We start from the raw sequence: 17,731 nt of genomic DNA on the forward strand, positions 1-17,731 counted from the left end.
GCACCATTTTCAAGGGTTTGGTGCGTTAGACTAAAGTCATAACGCACCCTACAAATACTTAATTTTTTTCAGAAATCAAACCGGATTCCTATATACGGGGTTTACCTACCTCCGTGGGTTTCAAACCCTCAATTATTCTTAGACTTTGTTGGTGTATCCAATTTTTCCTACAGCCCTTCGGGAACAGCAGGTGCTAGCGCTTCTCCCGTTGAGTCAAGGGGAGACGCCAGCTGCTATGTAGCAATCTGTGGTACTGACACCTTCACCAGCACTTTTTTGCTAAAAGACAAACCGTTTTCATTTTTGTCTATGATAATTGTGTCTCCAGAGATAAAAGTATTTTCCAATAATTTGGTGGCGAGGGGGTTTTCTACTTCTCGCTGAATTGCCCGTTTCAGTGGACGCGCACCATAAACTGGGTCATAGCCTGATTCGACAAGATAATCACAAGCAGATTGGGATATCTCAAAGAAGATTTTTTGCTCGCGCAGGAGATTTTCTACCCGTTTGAGTTGAATGCGGATGATCTGCCGCATTTCTGTGCGATTTAGGGTATGGAAGAGAATAATATCATCGACGCGGTTGAGAAATTCGGGGCGGAAATGCGATCGCAAGTTTTCCATTACCCGTTTCCGCATCGTTTCATACTCAGAATCATCACCAGATACATCTAGGATATGTTCGCTACCTATGTTACTGGTCATGACAATCACAGTGTTGCGAAAGTCTGCTGTACGCCCTAATCCATCAGTAATGCGACCATCATCCAACATTTGCAGAAATATGTTAAATACATCTGGGTGAGCTTTCTCAACTTCATCTAACAACACTACGGAGTAAGGCTTACGACGAACAGCTTCAGTCAGTTGCCCTCCCCTTTCAGAGTCTACATAGCCTGGAGGAGAACCAACTATTCGCATAACAGAATTCTTTTCCATATATTCCGACATATCAAGTCGGATGATGGCATCATCAGAATCAAAGAGAAACTGAGCTAAGGCACGGGCAAGTTCAGTTTTGCCTACGCCTGTGGGGCCCATGAACAGAAATGAACCAATGGGACGAGAGGGATCTTTCATCCCTGCACGGGCGCGGCGAATTGCGGCTGCTACTGCTTCTACAGCCTCTTCTTGCCCAATGACTCGTTGATGCAAATGACTTTCTAATTGCAGTAATTTTTGTCGTTCCGATTCCAACAGACGATTGACGGGGATTCCTGTCCATTTAGCGACGATTTCGGCAATGTCGGATTCAGTAACTTGTTCTCGCAGCAACGTGGAACCTTGGTTTTGAATTTCTAAAAGGCTCGCTTCTTTGGCTTCGCGCTCGTGCTGTACTCCCTCCAATTTGCCGTACTTTAGTTGGGCAGCTTTATTTAGATCGTAGGCGCGTTCCGCCTGTTCAATTTGCACTCGCAGCGCATCTTCTTCTTTCTTTAAGGCGCTTATAGCCTCCAATATCTGCTTTTCACCTTGCCATTGCTCATTAAATATTTGCTGCTTTACCGTTAAATTGGCGATTTCTTGTTCAATGCGCTCTAAACGTTCTTTCGTTTGGGGAGTACCCTTTTCTTCGCCAGCTAATGACAGCTTTTCCATTTCTAACTGCATGAGGCGGCGATCGATGGTTTCCAATTCGGCTGGTTTGGAGGTAATCTCCATTTTCAACTGTGCTGCTGCTTCATCTACTAAGTCAATAGCTTTATCTGGTAAGAAGCGATCGCTAATATAACGTGCTGACAAAGTGGCTGCTGCTACCAAAGCCGAATCAGAAATTTTGACGTTGTGATGCACTTCGTAGCGTTCTTTCAATCCCCGCAGAATGGAAATAGTATTTTCCACACTTGGCTGATCCACAAATACTTGCTGAAAGCGACGTTCTAGGGCGGCATCTTTTTCAATGTGTTTGCGAAATTCGTCAAGGGTAGTCGCGCCAATACAACGCAATTCTCCCCGCGCCAGCATTGGTTTGAGCAGATTTCCGGCATCCATTGCCCCTTGTTGGTTGGAACCAGTACCGACTACGGTATGCAGTTCGTCAATAAACAGAACAATGTCACCGTTAGATTCAGTAACTTCCTTGAGAACCGCTTTTAGGCGTTCTTCAAATTCTCCTCGTAATTTTGCTCCAGCAATTAAACTGCCGATATCTAACGAAATCAACTTGCGGTTTTTCAGAGATTCAGGAACATCACCGTTTACCATCCTCTGTGCTAATGCTTCTGCGATCGCAGTCTTACCTACCCCAGGTTCACCAATTAGTACGGGGTTATTTTTGCTCCGACGAGACAATACTTGAATTACCCGCCGAATTTCATCATCCCGCCCAATCACCGGGTCGAGTTTTCCAGCTTTTGCCTGTTCTGTCAAATCTCTACCAAATTTTTGTAAGGCTTCATAGCGGGATTCTGGGGTTTGATCTGTCACCTTTTGACTACCGCGAACCGTTTTGATAGTAGCTTCGAGTTTAGGTGCATCCGCATTAAAGCCTTTGAGTATCTTTCGTCCAATGCGATCGTCTTCAGCAAAGGCCAAAAGTATGTGTTCCACGGAAATGTAGGAGTCTTTCATCCTAACTCTAGCTTCCTCGGCTCGGTCTAGTAAAATATCTAAATTGCGGCTTAGGTAAAGCTGATCGCTTTTACCAATTTTGGGCTGGCGTTGGGTAAAGGCTTCTAGTTGCTGTTGCAAGCGGATTGGATCGACCTCAGATCGAGCCAGGATACGTATTGCTAGACTAGTGGGTTCTTCTAACAGGGCAATAATTAAATGTTCAACATCTAGTTGCTGTTGTTGATAAGCACGGACTATATCCTGAGATTTAACAATTGCTTCCCAGGCTTTATCAGTAAATTTATTTGGATCTGTAGGTTGCATCTTTATAATTTTGGAATTTGGATTTTTAGTTTAAGGATTGGGGATTATTAAAGGGAGTAGGGAGTGGGGAGTAGTTATAACCCTACTCCTTAATACCCAGATAATTATCCAAACATTCTCAGCGTATATCCGCGTGTATCTCCGGTGGCAATTTGGGATTGGCAATTGATGATAGTTTCATCCATTGCCTATTTCCTAATTTAAAACGAAAACACTGTTATGAGCAGACTTTCCCCGATAGTGTTATTGGAGAAATGTTTACGACGGGCTATCCGACTTCACTATTAATGTTGCTCATCAAGGGCAGTATTGGGGTAAGGGACTCCCAAATAAAAAAATATACAACTATTTATTGTGGGGTGGGCGACACGAGAGACCATAGTCAAAGGCGGGCAAGACTTCGGCGTGAGCGCTCAGTCGAACGCTGCCCACCCCACAAGATTGGATAATTTATTTCTTGGAAGAGCGCTAATACTAATAGGATTTACGTAGAGGAGATACCCTAACCCGCCTAAAAAGGGAAAAGTCTCGCGCGTCTGGGTTTACTGACACGAGACCACACGGAAAGAATCAATCTCTCTCTAGCTCAACTTTTCAAAACATGGGTGTGGATTTTCCTATGCCTCTTAAGCAAAAGTTGCTGTCCAGATTCCCTACTTCTTCAAGAAGTCGAGGATCTGAATCCAGCTTAAATCAATGACATTCCACCTAGTGGATAATTAATTTTTTGGAAATCCCTGATAAAAATTACTGACTCACAAGTTGCTCTTGTGATTCCTGTTTGACTCCTGAACCTTGAGTTCCCAGTTGAATCAGTTCAATTTTATACCCATCTGGATCTTCCACAAAAGCAATTACCGTCGAACCATGTTTCATCGCCCCTGGTTCGCGCACGACTTTACCGCCCTGATTGCGAATTTCTTTACACGTAGCGTAAATATCATCAACACCAAGAGCAATATGACCGTAAGCATTACCTAATTCGTACTTTTCCACACCCCAGTTGTAGGTTAGTTCGATTACCGAGTTATCGCTTTCGTCGCCATAGCCAACAAAAGCCAGGGTAAATTCTCCGCCTGGATAATCTTTTTGGCGCAGCAGTTTCATTCCGAGAATTTCACAGTAGAACTTTAAGGATTCTTCCAGGTTGCCCACCCGCAGCATTGTGTGTAGTAATCGCATATTGACCTTTTCTCTGTAATTGATTTAGTGTTATTCTCTGCAAACATTTTACCTAGCTCAAAGTCTTAAGGTAAAAATGCTGTCACAGAAAGAATTAAAAGCCGAAAGGGCAGGATAAACAATTACCCATTCTGGGCATTGCTCCCGATCCCTATAATGGAAATCTTCTTTAATCTCAGCCGAGAAAGTCTCTTAACCGCCTATGCTAGCGATTGGGTTAGGCAACTGGACTGGATGCGTAACACACTCGAATAAAGGATAAAGTACAGATGAGTAAATTTCTAGATACTGCCATTGAGGCGATCGCAGCCCGTGAAATTCTTGATTCACGCGGTAGACCGACAATTGAAGCCGAAGTGCATTTAGCCAATGGTGTTGTCGGACTGGCGCAGGTTCCCAGTGGTGCTTCCACAGGCACTTTTGAAGCTCACGAACTGCGTGATGGTGATAAAAGCCGTTATGGGGGCAAAGGCGTACTCAAGGCAGTACAAAACGTCAAAGAAGCACTTGCACCAAAATTACTAGGCTTGGATGCCCTCAACCAAGAACTGCTAGACCGCACAATGATTGCGATAGATGGTTCTGCTAACAAATCCAATTTGGGCGCGAATGCGATTTTGGGGGTTTCCTTAGCAGCAGCCAAAGCAGGTGCTGAATCTCTAGATATTCCTCTATATCGCTATTTGGGTGGACCTTTAGCGAATTTGCTCCCAGTGCCGTTGATGAATGTGATTAACGGTGGCGCACACGCATCAAACAACGTGGACTTTCAAGAGTTTATGATTGTCCCAATTGGCGCAACTTCCTTCCGGGAAGCATTGCGCTGGGGTGCAGAAGTGTTTGCTACCCTCAGTCAAGTATTAGATGAAAAGGGTTTGCTTACTGGCGTGGGCGATGAAGGCGGCTTTGCTCCTAACCTAGAATCTAATCAAGTAGCTTTAGAATTGCTGGTTGCTGCCATTAAGAAAGCTGGTTACAAACCAGGAGAACAAGTAGCTTTGGCGTTAGATGTGGCGGCTAGCGAATTTTACAAGAATGGTCAGTATGTTTACGATGGTAAACCTCACGCTCCGGCTGAATTTATTGATTATTTAGGACAACTAGTTGACCAATATCCGATTGTGTCAATTGAGGATGGCTTGCACGAAGAAGATTGGCAAAGTTGGCAATTGCTGACCCAGAAGTTAGGTTCGCGGGTGCAGTTGGTAGGAGATGACTTATTTGTGACTAATGCTACCCGCTTGCAAAGAGGCATCCAAGAAAAAGCCGCCAATGCCATTTTGATTAAACTCAATCAAATCGGTTCGCTTACCGAAACCTTGGAAACGATTGATTTGGCAACTCGCAACAGTATCCGTTCAGTAATTAGCCATCGTTCTGGTGAAACCGAAGACACAACGATCGCTGATTTAGCTGTAGCAACCCGTGCCGGTCAAATCAAAACAGGTTCTCTGTGTCGCAGCGAACGCGTAGCAAAATATAATCGCTTGCTGCGAATTGAAGATCAACTAGGCGATCGCGCCGTTTATGCTGGGGCTGTGGGTTTAGGGCCTAAGTAGAGTTAGGAGTTAGGAGTTAGGAGTTTTTAATTCATAATTCATCACTTTTAACTCCTAACTGATTTACGGATAAAACCCCAATTTGGGCAACCCCAAGGTTTCATCCCAGCCCATCATCAGGTTTAGACACTGAATAGCTTGGCCCGCCTGTCCTTTAATTAGATTGTCAATTGCTGACATGACAATTACGCGACCTGTCCGTGGGTCAACTTCTACACCGATATAACAAAGATTGCTGCCATTAGCCCACTTGGTTTGGGGGTAAACGCCGCTACCGCAGACTCTTACCCAAGGAGAGTTGCGGTAGAAGGCTGAGAAAATTGTGATTAAGTCATCTCGCACTAGACCGGGATCGCTCATTTTGGCATATACCGTTGCCAAAATACCGCGTACCATTGGGATCAGGTGTGGCGTAAATTGGATCATGAGTTCGTGACCAGCTAAGTCACTGCAAATTTGCTCAATTTCTGGGGTATGACGGTGACGACCAACGTTGAAAGCGGCTATGGAATTGTCTGCTTCAGCTAGTAATAAGTTGGTTTGAGGCTGTCGTCCACTGCTAGATGTACCAGACTTGGCATCGATAATAGCTGTTTCTGGTATGATTAAGCCTTGCTTTAAAAGTGGCGAAAGTGCAAGGAGACTGGCAGTAGGATAGGAACCAGGACAGCCAATGAGTTGAGCTTCGGCAATGCGATCGCGGTAAAGTTCTGGTAATCCATAAACTGCTGTAGCTGCAATTGTGCGATCGCTTCTCTCTGTACCATACCAATTTGTATAAGTTGTCAAATCACTAAACCGATAGTCTGCACTCAAATCTAGTACTTTACATCCTTTTTCCAACAGTTTGGGCGCGATTTGGCAAGCCAGACCATTTGGTAAAGACAGGAAAACTACTTCACAGCGGTGAGCAATTATTTCTGGTTCTACCGCCTCTATTAGCAGGTTAGTTGCATGAGCCAGGTGCGGGTAGAGATCCCCGAAGGATTTTCCGATACTGCTTTCACCGCCTAAATAAACCAGTTCAACCTCTGGATGATCCATCAGTAATCGCACTAACTGTACTCCGCCATAGCCCGACGCGCCAACAATCCCAACGGGTACGCGTCTAAATTTGCCCATGATCTGAAATCCTTATCCCATGAATAGTTAATTCGTTCTCAGCTATCAACAATATCAGCGACCAGACGCACAGCGCACAAAAGGTCGTCTTAAACTCCTCTACTTTGTTCTGGGAAGATGCGCGAGCAAAGAAACGATTATTATTCTTCCTCATCCCCTTCATCTTTTACTGTCGCTCCACTTTTTATGGCAAAAATTTTTGCCCTGTTATCAAATCATTGCTAGTCTACTTCTCTGCCTTATAAAGGAGCTACAATCTAAAAGAAGAAATTGTTAAAAAAATTTACGTTTATAGCTGGAAATCTTTCTGTGTCACAGACTAATCCTACCCAAGCTTTTAAATTTGATTCGATTGATGCCGCTTTAGCAGACCTAAAAGCTGGTCGCGTCATTGTAGTGGTAGATGATGAAAATAGAGAAAATGAAGGCGACTTAATTTGTGCTGCCCAATTTGCCACACCCGACATGGTTAATTTCATGGCGGTGGAAGCAAGAGGACTAATTTGTTTGGCAATGACAGGCGATCGCCTAGACGAGCTAGACTTACCCTTGATGGTAAGCAATATTACAGATACTAACCAAACTGCCTTCACTGTCAGTATTGATGCTGGGCCAGAATTAGGTGTCACTACAGGCATTTCAGCAGAAGACCGCGCCCGAACTATCCAGGTTACTCTCAACCCAGCCACAAAACCTACCGATTTACGTCGTCCTGGTCATATTTTTCCCATTCGGGCTAAGGCTGGAGGCGTACTCAAACGTGCAGGGCATACGGAAGCTGCTGTGGACTTAGCTAGATTAGCAGGGCTATACCCAGCTGGGGTAATTTGTGAAATTCAAAACCCCGATGGTTCAATGGCGCGGTTGCAGCAGTTAGTTGAATACGCGAAACGTCACAATTTAAAAATTATTAGTATTGCGGATTTAATCAGCTATCGCCTAAAGCACGATCGCTTAGTGTATCGTGAGGTGATTACCAAGCTGCCTAGTCAATTCGGCCAGTTTGAAATTTACGCCTATCGCCATACTCTGGATAATACAGAACACGTTGCAATTGTCAAGGGCGATCCAGCTAACTTCAAAGATGAGCCTGTGATGGTGCGGATGCACTCAGAATGCTTAACTGGTGATGCTTTAGGTTCTTTGCGCTGCGACTGTCGGATGCAGTTACAAGCTGCACTGAAAATGATTGAGGCTGCTGGTCAAGGTGTAGTTGTATACCTACGCCAAGAAGGGCGGGGAATCGGCTTGATTAACAAGCTGAAAGCCTACTCGTTGCAAGATATGGGACTAGATACAGTAGAAGCAAATGAGCGTTTGGGATTTCCCGCCGATTTACGAGACTACGGGATGGGGGCACAAATGCTCATGGATTTGGGTATCAAAAAGATTCGCCTGATTACCAATAATCCCCGCAAAATTGCTGGAGTCAAGGGTTATGGATTGGAAGTAGTCGATCGCGTGCCATTGTTGATTGAGGCAACCGAGTACAATTCCTATTATCTAGCGACAAAGGCGAAAAAGCTGGGTCATATGCTGTTACAGACTTATCTGGTGACAGTAGCAATCCACTGGCAAGATGACCCGGAAGCTGTGACGGAACGCTATGAACGCTTAGAGAAACTGCGACATTTAGGGAGAAGTAACGATTTATTGTTGCAAGAAGAAGCGCGTCCCTTAGCGATCGCTATATTTGACGAGCCATCTTTAACAGTACACTTGGGTTTCGATCAGGCAAAAGTTGCGAGCTGTGATTGGTATCAGCAGAGTGGCCATCCTTATATTCAGGCAATCTTCCAAATTCTGGACAACCTCGCAACTTTGCCATACATCCAGAAATTAGAATTTCTAATTTCCTCTGGTTGCGATCCTTTGAGTAATTTACAAGTCCAACTAGATCGGCAGATATTCACTGATGGTACACTGCCTTCATCAATTAGCGATCGCTTGGAGACGCAGCAAATTTACAGCTTTAGCAAATAGCCACAGACTATATTATTTAGCGGTGCATTAGGCGCTCATGTCATGTTTTTCGTGAATAACTACATCAAACAGATGCGCCACTTCCGATCTATCGCCCGATGCAACGGGTTATTATGCTGTCTCGCCTTTTGCTGCTTGTGGCATTGACTCAATCAACGCCCTTAACACTTTATTGACTGACTCTGGTGTGGTAAAAACCTGAGCCACATCTTTATCTAAGACTACAACTGTTAATTGTTGCGTTCCACTACGGACGGCAAAGCGATTGGGTTTTGCTTTTTGATAATCGAAGCGATACTCAGCTTGAAGCTCGTCGTCAGAATTTTGCGATTTTTCAAAAGGTGTTTCGTTCATAATCTTCACGTTCCTTTCGAGTAGCTAGACGGGCGCTGATTATATGGATAGTATTGGAACGCTCAGTGAAGGAAATCAACAGCAAGAGATTTTGCTGAGAGTGACCAATAATGATTTCTCGCTGCTCATATATAGAGTGCGCTTTATGAATTATCAGAGATATCTCTCGCTCTTCCACTCCATCGACTTGTTAGCTCACTCACTCTATTCATCTTTCTCTGATAATTTGTGAAGTTTACCAGCTACTGAGTGATACGTATGCTTGTGTTCTAAGTATTCGTACAAAGGTTGGTGCTGTAACTCCAATTTCTTAATCTGCTCCTGTGAAAAAGTTTTATGAAGTGGATCTGCATAATTTTCTGGAAACTCCATAAAACTCCAGATTAGAAACAGCGATTTATCTGACAAGTTATGTACTGAAGATAATCTATCCTGTGGCTCTCCAACAGTGGGGAGACTGGATTGTTTTGCTGCTTCGTTAATATCTAAACTGGAATCGCTAGCTCCATAAAAGAACGCAGGGGTAATTCGTTCATTATATGGGTTTAAAATCTCCCATAATTGATGACGATATCGATCCATTTCCATTTGCAAAATACTTTTGTGTTCGTTCTCCGTGATCCTCTTAGAAAGCTCTAGGGATTGCTGAAGTATTCGGGCTGCCGAAATCCACTTACGTCGATTGTTGTTTCTGTCACTCACAAGATTAATGGTATGTTCAAAGCCTGCAAGTGACTGCTCAAGAAAAAATTTAGAACGCTGTGTTTGCTTGTCTGCCACCTTCGATGACTCATTTAGGAATACACCGAAAAGAGCAGAGAAAGTTGCTGCCGGAATTACATTAGTGAGCTTATGTTGAAAGTAAAGAATAAGACTCCCAAATGCTGCTAAGAAAAAGAGCCATCCCAATATTCGCAACACCCATTTCATTATTTAAATCCTTCTAATTCGATGGAAGAATGCCCTAAAATTAATAATGAGTTGCCGACTTGCGATGATGCACAGCAGTAACGCCATCGTTATCTAACAATTTGCCGCTCTCGATAGTTGCATAAACCAGCCAGTGGTCGCCAGATTCCATCCGGTTTTGTACGGAGCATTCAAGATATGCTAGGGCATCGGTAAGTATGGGAGAACCACTTTCAGTTTCTTGGGATGCGACATCAGCAAATCGGTCTTGTCCTGGGCCAAAAGGTTTGAGGAAGTGCTTCATCAACCCCAAGTGATTCCCTTCTTTAAGGATGTTGAGGACAAATTTGTTTCCTGTATGGGTCAGTGTTTCTACTGCGCGGTCTTTGGCAACGGCGATGGTTAAACCAGGTGGATTAAAGCTGGCTTGAGATACCCAAGAAGCTAACATGGCACTGGAGCGATCGCCTTCCTTGGCTGTAAGCACGCAAAGAGAACCGACAATCCGACCAACTGCTTGTTCTACAGTTGTTGCAGGTTGGCTTGGCGATCGCACTTTTCTTGCTTTCTTCAGTGCTTGAGCAAAGTCGGTTCCAGCTTCTTCACACAATTGTAAAGTGGCATCGTCGGGTTTGAATTTGACGCGGATGGTATCAAAACCAAACCGATAACCAGCATCTTTTAATTTACCCTCAATTAAATCAACCGCTTCCCCACTCCAGCCAAAAGAACCAAAAGCACCAGCGAGTTTATTGTTAGTAGCGGTGGATAACACAATTCCTAAAGCTGTTTGTACAGGTGTTGGTGCATGACCGCCGAGAGTAGGAGAACCGATGATGAAACCACCAGCTTTTTCTACAGCCGCCCGGATTTCTTCTGGTTCAGTAAACTCGCAATTAATCGATTCTACGGCGACGCCAGCTTTTGTAATGCCACGAGCGATCGCTTGGGCTAATGTGGCTGTATTTCCATAAGCTGATGCATAAATTAACGCTACTGTCAAGTCAGCAGAAGTTTGCTGTTGACTCCATTCCCGATAAGCTTTGGTTAGATCGATTAAGCCATAGCGTACCAAAGGGCCGTGTCCATTGGCATACATTCGCACAGGAAAATCTGCAAGTTTATCCAGCGCTGTCTCAACTTGACGCGCGTGGGGAGCCATGAGGCAATCAAAATAATAGCGCCGATCTTCGTTATATACTTCCCAACCTTCATCAAATACCTGATCTCCACAAACGTGCGCCCCAAATAACTTATCTGTGTACAGAATTTCTGTTTGTGGATCGTAGGTACAAAGTTGATCTGCATAGCGGGGATTGGGAGTGGGAATAAATTGTAAATTATGCCCATTACCCAAATCTAGAGTTTCTTCGCCCCGCATGACAAGAATTTGCAAATCTGGATTTTCCAGCGCTGCACGCAAATTTATTGCCCCTGGATTAGAACACACAAAGGTGATTTGCGGGGCAATTTCTAACAAGGCTTTTAAAGTTGCAGCCCGGTTAGGATTTACGTGTCCCAAAATTACATAATCTAAATCTTCAAAATGGAAACGTTGCTGTAAAGCTTCTAAATAAATTTGCGTAAACGTTTCCCCTGGAGGATCGATTATGGCAGTTTTCTCGCTTTCGATTAAATAAGAATTAGCAGTTGTACCCTTAGCAAGAGCATATTCAATTTCGAATCTCAGCCTTGACCAACTGCGCGATCGCAGTATTCTCGTATTTGTAGCAATGGGGAAAACTTGAACGTCACGGGCTTTATTTTTTGACATGGCTAAAACAAGAGTTATGAGTTATGAGTTATGAGTTATGAGTTGAAGAAAGTTGTTAATCTAAATCTTGTAATTTGCGTTGTGCAGACGATATGTTTTCTTAAACTCGTCCCTACAACTCCTAATTTTTAACTTCTAACTCCTAACTCCTAACTCCTAACTTTTTAGTAGTGGTTGCCGACTTTACGGTGATGCACAGCAGTCAAACTTTCTGGCTTAGAAACCCGTCCAGCGTAGACTGTGCTATATACTGCCCAATGGTCGCCGCAATCCATTCTACTCATGACTTCGCACTCCATATAGGCAAGGGCATCGTTGAGGATGGGCGCACCATTTTCGGCTGGCTGAGTTCTCACACCTTCAAAGCGATCGGCACCAGGGGCGAACCGTTTCAAAAAGTGTTTCATTAATGGTTGGAAATTACCTTCTTCTAAAACGTTGAGAACAAAGCGATCGCCTACCTGCATGAGTGATTCAATTGCCCGATCTTTGGCGACTGCAATGGAAAATCCCAAGGGTTTAAAGCTGGCTTGAGCAACCCAGGAGGCTAACATGGCACTGGATACATCGCCTTTTTTGGCAGTAATAATATATAATCCGCCGCTAATTCTACCTAATGCTTTATCTAAGTCAGCGCCAAGAGATTTCATAGCTTTGATGGTGCGATCGCGTGTTACCCATTGAGCTAAATCTGTACCCGCTTCTTCACACAGTTTGTAGGTATTTTCTGTAGGCGTTTGTTTAATCCGAATCGCTGGAAAAACTGTTGTCAAACCCAAATTGCGGAATTTACTCACCAAAGGATCTATCGGTTCATCATCGCCACCACCGGTTTCAAATACACCGATGGCTTGCTTTTCTTTGGCAGATCCTAACACTGTGCTGAGTGCCGCTTGGATACTAGCAGCCCCAGAAGCTGGAGGTAATCCAACGATTAGTCCAGCACAGCGGCTTACTAGTTCCCGCAGTTCTTGTAAATCGACTTCAGATCCCAAATCGACAATTTCCACTGCGACACCGGTTTTACCGATACCGTTGGTAATTGCTTGGGCGAGGTGATCGCTATATCCGTATTCAGAAACGTAAAATATCCCAATTGTTGTTTCTGCCTTGGTTTGGCTTTGGCTCCAAGTGCGATAACGTCCAACTAGTTCTTCAACATTGTGAGATAATAACGGCCCGTGTCCTGTGGCAATCATGTCGATGGTTTTCAGTTCTGCCATCCGCTTCAGGGCAGATAGAACCGAGCGGGCATTCGGCCCCATCAAGCAATCGTAGTAGTAATGAAAGTCTTCTTCGATCGCTGCTAAGTTTTCATCAAAGGTGCTATCTGAGCAATAGTGCAACCCAAAAGCATCGCAGGTGTAGAGAACTTTTGTTTTGTGGTCAAAGCTGAAAATGGTATCCGGCCAATGTAAATTTGGAGCAATCACGAATTCAAATTCATGCCCATTGCCCAAATCTAAGCGATCACCATTTTTCACAATCCGCCGTTTAAATGGCTGATGTACCAAATCCTCAAGAAACTGAATTGCCACTTTAGAACCGACAACGGTTATTTCTGGAGCCATTTGCAGCAAATCTTTAACTAAACCGCTATGGTCTGGCTCAGTGTGGCTGATAATTAAATAATCAATCTCTGTTGGATTGATTAGTCCAGTAAGCGTATCAAAATATAGTTGACGAAACTTTTCGTGGGAGGTATCAACTAAGGCAGTCTGCTCCCCACGGATGAGAAACGAGTTATAAGTAGTACCGTTTTGCAGACCAAACTCAATATCGAAGCGATCGCGATCCCAATCCAAAGAGCGAATAGCCGTCGTCTCTTGAGCAATCTCTACAGTCTGTATGGTGAGCCGTTTTTCAGTTTTCTCGGTGAGCGCTACCATAACTCCCTCCTTGACACAATGAGTATTTGTTCCTCTTCTTTTATTGTGACACGGCTTGAATGTTAATTTTTATTAAAAAACCTATAGTTGACTTAAAAAAGTTAAAAGTGTGAAATCGCAGAGGCACAGAGAGGAAATTTGGCTAGCCTTGGAAATTGGTAATTCTCGGCTGCATTGGGCATTGTTTATTGGCGAAACACTTTACTCAACTTGGGATACAGACTATTTTTCTGAGTCTGTCATACAACATCTAGCTGAATGTCAAACCCTAGATGATTTATTGCTGGCAATTTCTCCACCCCATCAACAAAGTAATTTTCTCACAAATACTTCACCCCTTTGCACTTTTGTCTCTCTGCCCCCGTGCCCTCTTCTCCTCGCCTCGGTAGTTCCCAGCCAAACTGCTATTTGGCAAACTTACCCAAATACTCACGTTATTACCTTAGACCAAGTATCACTAAAAGGAGTGTATCCCACACTAGGAATTGACCGCGCTTTAGCTTTGTGGGGTGCAGGGAAAACTTGGGGTTTTCCTATGATGGTAATTGATGCTGGGACAGCGCTGACTTTTACAGCTGCGGATGCTAATGAGTCTCTAGTTGGAGGTGCAATTGTGCCAGGATTAGGTTTGCAATTTGCAACTCTCGGTCAACAAACAGGACAATTACCATTAGTGGAAATGCAAAACTTTCCATCTCTACCACCACGTTTTGCTCTCAATACTACAGAAGCAATTCAAAGCGGGGTAATTTACACTTTAATAGCTGGAATCAAAGATTTTATTGAAGCGTGGTTGCAATTATATCCTAATGGTAAGATTGCGATTAAAGGAGGCGATCGCACTTTATTAATTAACTATTTGCAAGCCTTATATCCTGAAATTGCAGAACACTTAATTGTAGAACCAAATTTAATATTTTTGGGAATTCGCGAAATAGTAATAGGTGATAGGGCAGATAGAATAAAATGAAGAGAGAAGTTTACCCATAGTGAAGTTATGCGCAAAGCATCATCGCTTTATGTAATTATGCAACAACTCGCTGCCCTTTCTTTAGTGGATCTTTTCAAAGTCAGGGCAATAATCGATGCCTTGATTGAGGAAAAATCTTCTCCACTGTCCAATATTTTGAGTATTGGAAGCTATCAAAGAGCAATATCTGTTTCTAGTGAAACGAGAGACATTGATATTGCGACTTTATCCCCCCCTATGATTCCGGGATCGAGTATGAGAGGTCAGATCAGATCCGCTATTATCTCAGAAAACTTAGAACACATTAATTTAGATGAATATCAAGTTGTCCAATTTTCTAAATCAGAAGCAAAAAGGGATGACTCTTTAGAAAAGGTAATAGAACTGGTTGACGAATGGATGGCTGATGAATCAGGATACGATGAGCAAACATACCCACAGATTGAGATAGCTTTGAACCAAAATCAGTTATCACTATAAAAACTTAGATGGGTAGAGCCATATTGCTAGACACTCATCCTTTGAGTCAAGTAACACATCCAAAAGTAAATCCACTAGTGGGGTCTGTCCCATTAATTTTGAGGGATAAAAGAACGAACCGCAAAGGACGCAAAGAGCGCAAAGGAAGAAAAGTTAAGAATGAGTTCACCCATTATGTTTAATGGGACAGACCACTAGTACAACAGTGGTTGCAATCGTTAGGGAAAACCGAAACTGTTATACGTGTGCCAGAAATAGCCGATTATGAGCTTCGGCGTGAACTATTAAGACAAGGAAAACAAAAAAGTATAGATCGCCTCAACAAACTTAGTCAAATTTGTCTCATACCTCTGACTCCCGAAACGATGCGAAAAGCAGCCGAATTATGGGCATGGGTAAGAAATCAGGGGAAACCTACAGCAAGCAATGAAAGTTTGGATGGTGATGTAATTCTTGCTGCTTAAGCAATTCTCCAATTGAAGAGTTTTGATCGAGTCATAGTTGTGACAACAAACTTGAAACACATATCACGGTTTGAGAGCGAAGGAATATGTGTAGTGGATTGGCAACAAACCCTGAATGAGCTAGTTTAACTCGTTGAAATTATGGATTTTTAAAATACCTTGAATAAACTCCTGAATTTCGGTCGCCACAACCTCAGCACAAGATTCTGGTAAATCGTTTCCGGCATGGGCAATCATTTTCAACTCGACTTTTGGTATTAGTTGAGCATAAACACGGCTTCTGGCTAAAGCATCTGGGGTATCTTGGCCACCTTGTAAAATAAAAACTGGGACATCTATCATATAAAGCTGCTTGTGCAGTAATTCCGCCTCAATTTCTACTTGTCGCCGTTTGAAAAGTAACTGGCAACCTATGGGATACGGCAATAGCGATTGACGCAACTGCAAGTCTTGCGCAATTTTTTCATGCCAACCCAGGATTTTAGTCAAGGGAGTTAGCGATCGCAACAATTTAACTATTAGTGGTGGATAATTCAATAATCGCCGCATCTTTCGGCAATACTCTTCTTGTCCTGCTATCTCCACGCCCTCTGGTGCTAGCAGTACCACACCATCAACTTTCTCTGGATACTTTAAAGCATAGCTAGCAGCAATCCAACCCCCAAGAGAATGCCCCACTAAATATACTTTTTCTAGCTTCACAGCTTGCAAAAATTCAGCTAGACATTCAACTTGTAAATCTATCGAATGGTGGATATTGGGATTTTCTGATTCACCAAATCCTAATAAATCAGGTGCAAAACAATGAAAATCTTGTGCAAGGGATTCCATCACAGATAACCATTGACTGCTCTCATTCCAAGCACCATGTAAAAAAATTATAGGAGTTTTTTCACCGACTTCACGCCAGAAAAGTAGCCCTTGAGAGAGCTTTCTCCGGGAGTTACGGAATAGTGTATCCATTTTATTTAGTAGTTAACTTTTAGCACCATAATAAATAGTCATTAGTCATTAGTCATTAGTCAAATTACAAACACAAAGATGTGGTGCGATTCGTTTAGCGTTTCTTTGGGGGAGCCTCTCGTAGAGAAGATTCCTTAAATCATAACTTTGGTGGCAAATGACCAATGACAAATGACAAAATATTATTATGCCAGTGTTGTCAAGCCATTCAAGTAGTCTTGCAACTGCCGAGTATGGTCGTGAGACATCTTTTCTGAAGGTAGTAAACTGGGAGAGAAAGCTTGGATTTCCATGACTTCTAAAGTGTCTTGAATCTCCATTGTCCCATACACTTCGGCTTCAACCACAATACAAATCGAATGGATTCTGGGATCGCGGTCTGGTGCAGAGTAAACTCCTACCAAACGGTTAATTTTCACTAATTCTAGCCCGGTTTCCTCCATCAATTCCCGGCGAACTGTATTGGGAATATCTTCTCCCCAATCCACAATCCCTCCAGGCAATGACCAAAGACCATTGTCGCGCCGCCGGATCAGTACAATCCGACCATCGGGTAAAATTGGGATGATACTAGTGCCAGTAATGGGATGACGAAATATTATACCCAGTACTGTTTGTCCAATACGCCATAAGCTACGTGTGGACTCGACAGCTGCCGGAAAAAAAGCAATAACGTTCAATCTTCAAAATTTATGTGTTGTATTCTATAGTTCCCTACCACTTACATAAGCTCAACTAATAAAATTTTTGCTGAGTTTTGTTTTATACAAAAATGTTTGTGGGTTGAGATTTTATTCTCACGATTTACGTAGAATATTATCAATTCTAACATCAAGTTTCATGAGAAGCACTGTATTTATATATACCTTGTATTTCTTTAACCAAGTAAATTTTCAGTTTATAGCTAGCATTAGTGCTGCTGAAACTAGCTGTTACTAATAGATTTTTAGAACACATTAAAAAAATAATATGAATAATAAGTCAAAATCCAAAATTCTGAATTCTGAATTTATCAGAGGCAATTAAGTAGGGTTGAAAACCGACAATTAATTCAAGACCACTAAATCAAATATTAGACTTTATGCTTAAACCCACCTATGCCTTCTGAATTATTTCTTGATAATATTGGTTTGTTTCAAGAACAACAACTAATAAGCTAATTTCCAATCCTAATTTCCAATCTATATTAATAGATTGGAATCTCAG

The 17,731-nt window shown here is 42.9% G+C and carries 14 protein-coding genes and 1 pseudogene; 5 read left to right on the forward strand and 10 right to left on the reverse strand.

Annotation, left to right across the window (positions count from 1 at the left end; all coding sequences use genetic code 11):
- Positions 1-233: 233 nt before the first annotated feature.
- Positions 234-2,876, reverse strand: a complete 2,643-nt coding sequence (gene clpB, locus V7K61_RS27520) for an ATP-dependent chaperone ClpB (protein ID WP_335058378.1) — start codon at positions 2,874-2,876, stop codon at positions 234-236.
- A 747-nt stretch (positions 2,877-3,623) separates the two neighbouring features.
- Positions 3,624-4,058 (reverse strand): lactoylglutathione lyase, encoded by a 435-nt coding sequence (gene gloA, locus V7K61_RS27525; RefSeq protein WP_335058380.1) that lies wholly within the window; start codon positions 4,056-4,058, stop codon positions 3,624-3,626.
- Positions 4,059-4,327: 269 nt separating this feature from the next.
- Here gloA and eno point away from each other — a divergent pair, with 269 nt between their 5' ends.
- Positions 4,328-5,617, forward strand: coding sequence for a phosphopyruvate hydratase (gene eno / locus V7K61_RS27530; protein ID WP_335058382.1), 1,290 nt, complete (start codon positions 4,328-4,330; stop codon positions 5,615-5,617).
- A gap of 63 nt (positions 5,618-5,680) precedes the next feature.
- Here the strand turns inward: eno and argC are convergent, their stop codons facing one another.
- Positions 5,681-6,739 (reverse strand): N-acetyl-gamma-glutamyl-phosphate reductase, encoded by a 1,059-nt coding sequence (argC, locus tag V7K61_RS27535; protein WP_335058384.1) that lies wholly within the window; start codon positions 6,737-6,739, stop codon positions 5,681-5,683.
- Positions 6,740-7,048: 309 nt separating this feature from the next.
- On the opposite strand from argC, the gene ribBA reads away from it, so the two are divergent.
- Positions 7,049-8,722 carry a bifunctional 3,4-dihydroxy-2-butanone-4-phosphate synthase/GTP cyclohydrolase II gene (gene ribBA / locus V7K61_RS27540; RefSeq protein ID WP_335058386.1) on the forward strand — a complete coding sequence of 558 codons (1,674 nt, stop codon included), beginning with the start codon at positions 7,049-7,051 and terminating at the stop codon, positions 8,720-8,722.
- A gap of 111 nt (positions 8,723-8,833) precedes the next feature.
- On the opposite strand, the gene V7K61_RS27545 is transcribed toward ribBA, so the two are convergent.
- The 5 genes from V7K61_RS27545 to V7K61_RS27565 form a co-directional block, all read right to left on the reverse strand.
- Entirely contained in the window at positions 8,834-9,076 is a 243-nt protein-coding gene (locus V7K61_RS27545) for a hypothetical protein (protein WP_335058388.1), read from the reverse strand.
- Positions 9,057-9,254: a BrnT family toxin gene (locus V7K61_RS27550; RefSeq protein WP_335058390.1), complete on the reverse strand. Its 198-nt coding sequence runs from the start codon at positions 9,252-9,254 to the stop codon at positions 9,057-9,059. The genes V7K61_RS27545 and V7K61_RS27550 overlap by 20 nt, the downstream gene beginning before the upstream one ends.
- 26 nt (positions 9,255-9,280) lie before the next feature.
- Entirely contained in the window at positions 9,281-10,006 is a 726-nt protein-coding gene (locus V7K61_RS27555) for a hypothetical protein (RefSeq protein ID WP_335058392.1), read from the reverse strand.
- 40 nt (positions 10,007-10,046) lie between these two features.
- Positions 10,047-11,759: a diflavin flavoprotein gene (locus tag V7K61_RS27560; protein ID WP_335058394.1), complete on the reverse strand. Its 1,713-nt coding sequence runs from the start codon at positions 11,757-11,759 to the stop codon at positions 10,047-10,049.
- A 164-nt stretch (positions 11,760-11,923) separates the two neighbouring features.
- Positions 11,924-13,648 (reverse strand): diflavin flavoprotein, encoded by a 1,725-nt coding sequence (locus tag V7K61_RS27565; RefSeq protein ID WP_335058396.1) that lies wholly within the window; start codon positions 13,646-13,648, stop codon positions 11,924-11,926.
- Between the two features lie 109 nt (positions 13,649-13,757).
- Between V7K61_RS27565 and V7K61_RS27570 the strand changes: the two genes are divergently transcribed.
- The 3 genes and pseudogenes from V7K61_RS27570 to V7K61_RS27580 all read left to right on the forward strand — a co-directional run.
- A complete protein-coding gene (locus tag V7K61_RS27570; protein WP_335058398.1) occupies positions 13,758-14,618 on the forward strand; it encodes a pantothenate kinase in 861 nt (286 codons plus the stop codon).
- Between the two features lie 27 nt (positions 14,619-14,645).
- Positions 14,646-15,098 (forward strand): hypothetical protein, encoded by a 453-nt coding sequence (locus V7K61_RS27575; protein ID WP_335058400.1) that lies wholly within the window; start codon positions 14,646-14,648, stop codon positions 15,096-15,098.
- Positions 15,099-15,289: 191 nt separating this feature from the next.
- Positions 15,290-15,691: pseudogene (locus V7K61_RS27580) on the forward strand (type II toxin-antitoxin system VapC family toxin); the annotation flags it as partial.
- Here the strand turns inward: V7K61_RS27580 and V7K61_RS27585 are convergent.
- Both V7K61_RS27585 and V7K61_RS27590 read right to left on the reverse strand, forming a co-directional pair.
- Entirely contained in the window at positions 15,683-16,525 is an 843-nt protein-coding gene (locus V7K61_RS27585; protein WP_335058402.1) for an alpha/beta fold hydrolase, read from the reverse strand. The pseudogene V7K61_RS27580 and the gene V7K61_RS27585 sit on opposite strands and share 9 nt — an antisense overlap.
- A 185-nt stretch (positions 16,526-16,710) precedes the next feature.
- The gene (locus V7K61_RS27590; protein WP_094348491.1) at positions 16,711-17,205 is read right to left on the reverse strand and encodes an NUDIX hydrolase; all 495 of its coding nucleotides are present in this window, start codon (positions 17,203-17,205) and stop codon (positions 16,711-16,713) included.
- Positions 17,206-17,731 lie beyond the last annotated feature (526 nt).

Source organism: Nostoc sp. (assembly GCF_036918015.1).
Classification (GTDB): domain Bacteria; phylum Cyanobacteriota; class Cyanobacteriia; order Cyanobacteriales; family Nostocaceae; genus Nostoc.

Coding starts and splice junctions, on each gene's coding strand:
- eno (WP_335058382.1), top strand. CDS start 4,328: ATGAGTAAATTTCTAGATACTGCCATTGAGGCGATCGCAGCCCGTGAA.
- V7K61_RS27575 (WP_335058400.1), top strand. CDS start 14,646: ATGCGCAAAGCATCATCGCTTTATGTAATTATGCAACAACTCGCTGCC.
- clpB (WP_335058378.1), bottom strand. CDS start 2,876: ATGCAACCTACAGATCCAAATAAATTTACTGATAAAGCCTGGGAAGCA.
- gloA (WP_335058380.1), bottom strand. CDS start 4,058: ATGCGATTACTACACACAATGCTGCGGGTGGGCAACCTGGAAGAATCC.
- argC (WP_335058384.1), bottom strand. CDS start 6,739: ATGGGCAAATTTAGACGCGTACCCGTTGGGATTGTTGGCGCGTCGGGC.
- V7K61_RS27565 (WP_335058396.1), bottom strand. CDS start 13,648: ATGGTAGCGCTCACCGAGAAAACTGAAAAACGGCTCACCATACAGACT.
- V7K61_RS27585 (WP_335058402.1), bottom strand. CDS start 16,525: ATGGATACACTATTCCGTAACTCCCGGAGAAAGCTCTCTCAAGGGCTA.
- V7K61_RS27545 (WP_335058388.1), bottom strand. CDS start 9,076: ATGAACGAAACACCTTTTGAAAAATCGCAAAATTCTGACGACGAGCTT.
- V7K61_RS27560 (WP_335058394.1), bottom strand. CDS start 11,759: ATGTCAAAAAATAAAGCCCGTGACGTTCAAGTTTTCCCCATTGCTACA.
- V7K61_RS27555 (WP_335058392.1), bottom strand. CDS start 10,006: ATGAAATGGGTGTTGCGAATATTGGGATGGCTCTTTTTCTTAGCAGCA.